The organism is Stenotrophomonas sp. TWI1409, from assembly GCF_039673015.1.
Lineage (GTDB): Bacteria > Pseudomonadota > Gammaproteobacteria > Xanthomonadales > Xanthomonadaceae > Stenotrophomonas > Stenotrophomonas maltophilia_A.
In genome coordinates this window covers 1-5,537 of the sequence record NZ_JBDJKU010000124.1, presented here as the reverse complement: position 1 = coordinate 5,537, position 5,537 = coordinate 1, and the positions used below count along the sequence as shown (strand labels likewise).

Annotated in this window: 7 protein-coding genes and 2 riboswitches; of the genes, 2 read left to right on the top strand and 5 right to left on the bottom strand. The window is 66.5% G+C overall.

What is annotated here, in order from left to right; all coding sequences use genetic code 11:
* Positions 1-264 precede the first annotated feature (264 nt).
* Positions 265-885 (bottom strand): glutathione S-transferase, encoded by a 621-nt coding sequence (locus ABE423_RS20450; RefSeq protein ID WP_032129683.1) that lies wholly within the window; start codon positions 883-885, stop codon positions 265-267.
* Positions 886-998: 113 nt separating this feature from the next.
* A complete protein-coding gene (locus ABE423_RS20445) occupies positions 999-1,778 on the bottom strand; it encodes an NYN domain-containing protein (RefSeq protein WP_012512235.1) in 780 nt (259 codons plus the stop codon).
* Positions 1,779-1,900: 122 nt separating this feature from the next.
* Here ABE423_RS20445 and ABE423_RS20440 point away from each other — a divergent pair, with 122 nt between their 5' ends.
* Positions 1,901-3,181, top strand: a complete 1,281-nt coding sequence (locus ABE423_RS20440; protein WP_100435309.1) for an NAD(P)/FAD-dependent oxidoreductase — start codon at positions 1,901-1,903, stop codon at positions 3,179-3,181.
* Positions 3,182-3,272: 91 nt separating this feature from the next.
* Here ABE423_RS20440 and ABE423_RS20435 read toward each other — a convergent pair whose 3' ends face one another.
* From ABE423_RS20435 to ABE423_RS20425, 3 genes are all read right to left on the bottom strand, one after another.
* Positions 3,273-3,725, bottom strand: a complete 453-nt coding sequence (locus ABE423_RS20435; protein WP_100435310.1) for a hypothetical protein — start codon at positions 3,723-3,725, stop codon at positions 3,273-3,275.
* Between the two features lie 4 nt (positions 3,726-3,729).
* Positions 3,730-4,161 (bottom strand): nuclear transport factor 2 family protein, encoded by a 432-nt coding sequence (locus tag ABE423_RS20430; RefSeq protein ID WP_346487327.1) that lies wholly within the window; start codon positions 4,159-4,161, stop codon positions 3,730-3,732.
* Positions 4,162-4,232: 71 nt separating this feature from the next.
* Complete coding sequence (locus tag ABE423_RS20425; RefSeq protein ID WP_012512237.1) at positions 4,233-4,499, bottom strand: GIY-YIG nuclease family protein; 267 nt, start codon at positions 4,497-4,499, stop codon at positions 4,233-4,235.
* A 40-nt stretch (positions 4,500-4,539) separates the two neighbouring features.
* Positions 4,540-4,629: riboswitch (glycine riboswitch) on the top strand.
* A gap of 13 nt (positions 4,630-4,642) precedes the next feature.
* Positions 4,643-4,746, top strand: a riboswitch (glycine riboswitch).
* An 84-nt stretch (positions 4,747-4,830) separates the two neighbouring features.
* On the opposite strand from ABE423_RS20425, the gene ABE423_RS20420 reads away from it, so the two are divergent.
* Positions 4,831-5,448, top strand: a complete 618-nt coding sequence (locus tag ABE423_RS20420; RefSeq protein ID WP_005411215.1) for a trimeric intracellular cation channel family protein — start codon at positions 4,831-4,833, stop codon at positions 5,446-5,448.
* The last annotated feature ends 89 nt before the right edge of the window (positions 5,449-5,537 follow it).

Here is a 5,537-nt window from a genome sequence, read left to right as displayed (position 1 = left end):
CGCTCGACTCGTCTGTCGGCTAGTATCCGCAGATGCATGCTTGACGGTCCCTCCACCCTGGCTCCTACATACCTCGTAGGAGCCGGGAGGAACATACAAGCTTGCTCGACTGCCGTGCGCCAGAAACAGTCGAGCAAGCTCGACTCTACCGTCGGTCCGTATGGACCCGACGGATCTGTATTGAGGCAGACGAACGCTAGCGCCGGGCCATGCCCGGCGGTCCTCCGCATACCACGCTCGCCGGGCATGGCCCGGCGCTACCCCTCAGGTCAGCGGCGACATCACGCCGCGCTGGTAGGCCGGGCGTTCGCGCAGGCGGGCGTACCAGTCGGCCAGGTGCGGCAGTTCCGGGCGCTGGATGGGCAGTTCGAACCAGGCATAGATCAGCGAGCCCAGCGGGATGTCACCCATCGCGAACGTCTCGCCCGACAGCCACGGCTGTCTGGCCAACGTGGCATCGGCCATCGCCAGGTAGTCACCGGCACGCACGATGGCGGCATTGATGCGCGCTTCGTCGCGGTCAGCTGGGGCGGTGCGCATGATGCCCCAGATCAGGTCGGTGTACAGCGGCGCCATGCGCGAGGTGCTCCAGTCCATCCACTTCTCGGCTTGGGCGCGTTCCATCGGGTCTTCGGCGTACAGCGTGCCCAGCGCGTAGCGCGCACTCAGATAGCGCACGATGGCATTCGATTCCCACAGCGGCAGGCCATGGTCTTCGATCACCGGCACCAGGCTGTTGGGATTCATCGCCAGGTACTCCGGCGTCTGCGTGCCGCCATGGCTGCCACCAACCTCGATGGATTCATACGGCAGGCCGATCTCCTCGGCGCACCACAGCACCTTGCGGACGTTGCTGGAATTGCGGCGGCCCCAGATCTTCAACATGCGGGTTTTTCCTTGCTGGCAATGCGAGCGGCAACGATACGCCTGATCGGAGTGGAGATGTGCGTGCCGGATGCGGGATCTGGCATCTGGGGCTTGCCGGCCAGCGGCCGGCGCTACCGGTTTTTCTTCGGCAGCGCGCGCACGTAGGAGGACTTGCCGTCCTTCTTCAGCTCGAACAGGCCAATCGCTGCCAGCAGGTCACTGAGCTTGCCGTAGCCATAGTTGCGCGGGTCGAACGAGGCCTGGTTGCCGATCTGGCTGCCGACCGGGCCAAGGTGCGACCAGCCATCCTCGCCCTCGGCCGAGGACACCGCACGGCGCAGCATCTTCACCAGCCGCGTATCGCTGCGCATTTCCGCGCCGCTCTTGCGCGGTCGGGCATCGTCATTGGCCACCGGTTCGTTCGGTGCCTGCTCGTTCGATGATTGCTCGACGTCCTGCACGCTGGCATGGGTCTGGCCCAGCGCTTCCAGATAGGTGAACTTCGAGCAGGCGTTGACGAACGGTTCCGGCGTTTTCTTTTCACCGAAGCCATAGACCTTCACGCCATCGGTCAGCAGGCGCATCACCATCGGGGTGAAATCGGCATCGCTGGACACAATGGCAAAACCATCGAGGTTGCGCGCGTACAACAGGTCCATGGCATCGATCACCATCGCCATGTCCGAGGCGTTCTTGCCCTTGCTGTAGGCGAACTGCTGGATCGGGCGGATCGCGTACTCGTGCAGCACCGCCTCCCATCCCTTCAACCGTGGGCTCTTCCAGTTGCCATAGGCGCGGCGCACGTTGGCCACGCCGTAGCGGGCGACTTCAGCCAGGACCTCGTCGATCTTCGAGGCCGGCGCGTTGTCGGCATCGATCAACAGGGCGATGCGCTTTTCCGGTTCGCTCATGGATTCCTCGCGGGCGGTTGCCTGAACCCGAGTATCGCCGATCCACGCGGGCGCTGACGTGACAACCGCCTGCCGTGCGAAGATGCCAAGCGCTTCCCCCATGCCCCCACTGGAGTGAGTCGATGAGTCGCGAGCGCGTTCCCCACCTGGTTGTTGTCGGCGGCGGTTTTGCCGGTCTCTGGGCCACCCGTGCCCTGGCCCGCGAGCGCATACGCATCACCCTGGTCGACCGCCGCAACCACCATCTGTTCCAGCCGCTGCTGTACCAGGTGGCCACCGCCGGCCTGTCCGCCCCGGATATCGCCGCACCGCTGCGCCACATCCTCGGCCACCAGCGCAATGTGGAAGTCCGCCTCGGCGAAGTGGTCACCATCGACAAGCAGGCCCGGCAGATCCGCATGGCCGATGGCAGCACGCTGGACTACGACACTCTGCTGCTGGCCACGGGTGCCACCCACGCCTACTTCGGCAACGACCAGTGGGCCGATGATGCCCCCGGCCTGAAGACGCTGGACGATGCCATCGCGCTGCGCCGCAAGCTGCTGCTGGCGTTCGAGCGCGCCGAGGCGGAGCCGGACCCGGCGAAGAAGGCCGCATGGCTGAGCTTCGCCGTGGTCGGCGGCGGCCCCACCGGTGTTGAACTGGCCGGCACCTTGGCCGAAATCGCGCGGCATACGCTGCGCAATGAGTTCCGCCACATCGACCCGGCCAGCGCCAAGGTGCGGCTGGTCGAAGCCGGCCCGCGCGTGTTGTCTTCGTTCCCGGAAGTGCTTTCGCTGAAGGCACGCCGGCAACTGGAAAAACTGGGCGTGGAAGTGTTGACCGGCACCCCGGTGAGCGACATCGACAGCCAGGGTTTCAAGCTCGGTGATCAGTTCGTGCCGGCCCGCACCGTGGTCTGGGCCGCCGGCGTGGCCGCTTCACCGCTGGCGCGCACACTGGACGTGCCGCTGGACCGCGCCGGACGCGTGCAGGTGCAACCCGACCTCACCCTGCCTGACCACCCGGAACTGTTCGTGGCCGGCGATCTGGCCGCGCTGAACCAGGCCAACGGCAAGCCGGTGCCTGGCGTGGCACCCGCCGCCAAGCAGATGGGCAAGTACGTGGCCGAGGTGATCCGCGCGCGCCTGCACGGCAAGGCCGCACCGGGGCCGTTCAAGTACGCCGACTTCGGCAACCTGGCCACCATCGGCCGCATGGCCGCGATCGTGCACCTGGGCAGGCTGCAACTCTCGGGCGTCCTCGCCTGGTGGTTCTGGCTGGCCGCACACGTGTTCTTCCTGATCGGTTTCCGCAACCGCGTCGTGGTGCTGCTGAACTGGGCCGTGGCGTACTGGAGCTACCAGCGCAGCGCGCGCATCATCTTCGGTGATGATCAGGAAGACCGGCGACCCCGACGGTAGTGCCGGCCGCTGGCCGGCTGCTGCGCGGTCGGATCCCTTTCCGCAGGAAAGGGCTCTGACCCCGTCAACACCATCCACGCATGGCGTGGATCTACCGGTTCATCGGGCCGCCCGGCACCCGCCGTTTCGACCAGGTGCGGCAGAAATCCTCCTTCCTCGCGGTGTCGGCAATCTGCGCGGTACTCCAATGCCGGGTGATCCAGATTGTCAGTGCGGTACTGCTGAGATGCCAGCGCAACATGTCGTGCCTTGGCTGCCGCATCAGGTGGCGGCGTGCAACCCAGAACGCTTCGCGCTCGACATCAGTCGCCTTCTTCAACGCTTCGGGATCGAAGAACCGCGTCGTGAAGCTCCATGGCGTCATCGGCTGGTATCCCGTGCGCTGCTCACTGCTGCATGCAGCCACACCACTGGGCGCACGGTCTGCCGGCTGCGGCCGGCCTTCCACCAGCGCCAGCCCGAGCAGGTACAGCAGGCCAGGCAGCAGCGCGATACCGGCGACCAGTACGACGACGGAGATCCATGCTTTGCCGGCGGCACGCATCGCTCTACAGCGCCTTCGGCTTCGGATACCACAGTGCGTTGACGATGACCCAGCGCTGGTCGAAGCGCCCCATGTGGAAGTAGTCGACGAACCACGGGGTTTCCAGCCGCACCGAGGCCGCGTTGCCGGTCACGTCCAGCACCGTGCAGCAGCGGTTCCATTGATCCTTCGGGGTCTTCAGCGCGCCCTGCTTCGTCAACGAGACCAGCTCTTCCTTCGACATGCGGCGCAGGCCCAGTCGTTCGTCGGGTGTATCGCCGAGGACCGCGCGCTTGGCCAGGTCCGGGTGCAGGGAGCGGGCGACGCGTTGCGGGTCGGCCTCCAGCTGGCCGTCGACGTAATCGTGGCAAGTGGCTTTGATGGCCGCGATCGTGGCCGGGTCGGCGGCGGGGCTTGTCGCACCAGCAACAGCGAGCAACATGGCAAGCGTGGACATCCTGGTCTCCAGCTCTGGGCGCGGGGCGATCATGGCATGGGTCGAGTGGCCCATCCACGCATGGCGTGGATCTACAGGACCGGTGCCTGCAGCCAGGCCAGTTTGCGTTCGCGCGGCTGCTGCTTGAGCTGCCATTCGGCGCGCGAGGCGGCGGCCCGGTCGGGGTACTCGCGCACGGCCAGTACGCGCAGCGGCGGCCGCGCCCGGGTGTAACGCGCGCCCTTTCCGGCCTGGTGGGCAGCGAAACGCGCGTCCACGTCGGTGCTGATGCCGGCGTAATAGCTGCCATCGCGGCATTCGAGCAGGTACAGGAACCACGGGCGCAGGGACGAGGCCATGGCCGGATTATGCCGTGTTGCACTGCAGCGGATATACTGGCGCCCGAATGCAGGAGAGAGGCGCCGCGCTGGCGCCCGCCGAAGGCGCAGGCTCCCATGATCGCTCAGGCCGGTGGGCTGGAATCCCACCAACCATGCATTCGACTCGCCGAGCTGGAGAGAGGTCACCGGGCATGCCCGGGACGATCCGCCGAAGGGGCACGCGGCCCATGCCGCTGAACTCTCAGGCAAAAGGACAGCGGGAGCGGCACCGGTCATCGTCATCCCGTCATTGCGCAGGCAGTGGCGATAGTGGCGCATGGCCGGCCCCACCGCGCCCGGAGCCCGCCTCATGCTGCTGTCCATCATCTACCTGATCGCCATTTCCGCCGAAGCCATGACCGGCGCGCTGTCCGCCGGCCGCCGCCGCATGGACCTGTTCGGCGTGGTCATGATCGCCTGCGTTACCGCCCTCGGCGGCGGATCACTGCGCGACATCCTGCTCGGTCACTATCCGCTGGGCTGGGTGAAGCATCCCGAGTACCTGGGCTTCACCGTGTGTGCGGCGCTGATCGCCACCTGGGTCGCACGCTGGATGCACCACTTCCGACGCACCTTCCTGGTGCTCGATGGACTGGGCCTGATCGCCTTCACCCTGATCGGCTGTTCGATCGCACGTGAGGCCGGCCATGCCATGCCGATCGTGCTGATTGCCGGCATGCTGACCGGCGCCTTCGGCGGCGTGCTGCGCGACATCCTCTGCAACGAGGTGCCGCTGATCTTCCAGAAGGAGCTGTACGCGATCATCGCGCTGCTGACCGGCGCGGCCTACCTGTTGCTGCTGCACTGGGGTGTGGCCGACGCTACCGCGATCCTGTGCTGCCTGGGCGGCGGCTTCGCGCTGCGCCTGCTGGCGATCCATTACCGCTGGGAAATGCCGAAGTTCGTCTATCACGACGAAGTGCATTGATTGCTTGACGGTAGTGGCGGGGGGCGGGGGGGGCCCCCCCACCCAACCCCCCACAAAAACACCAAAAGGAGCGCACACCCCGCCCACCA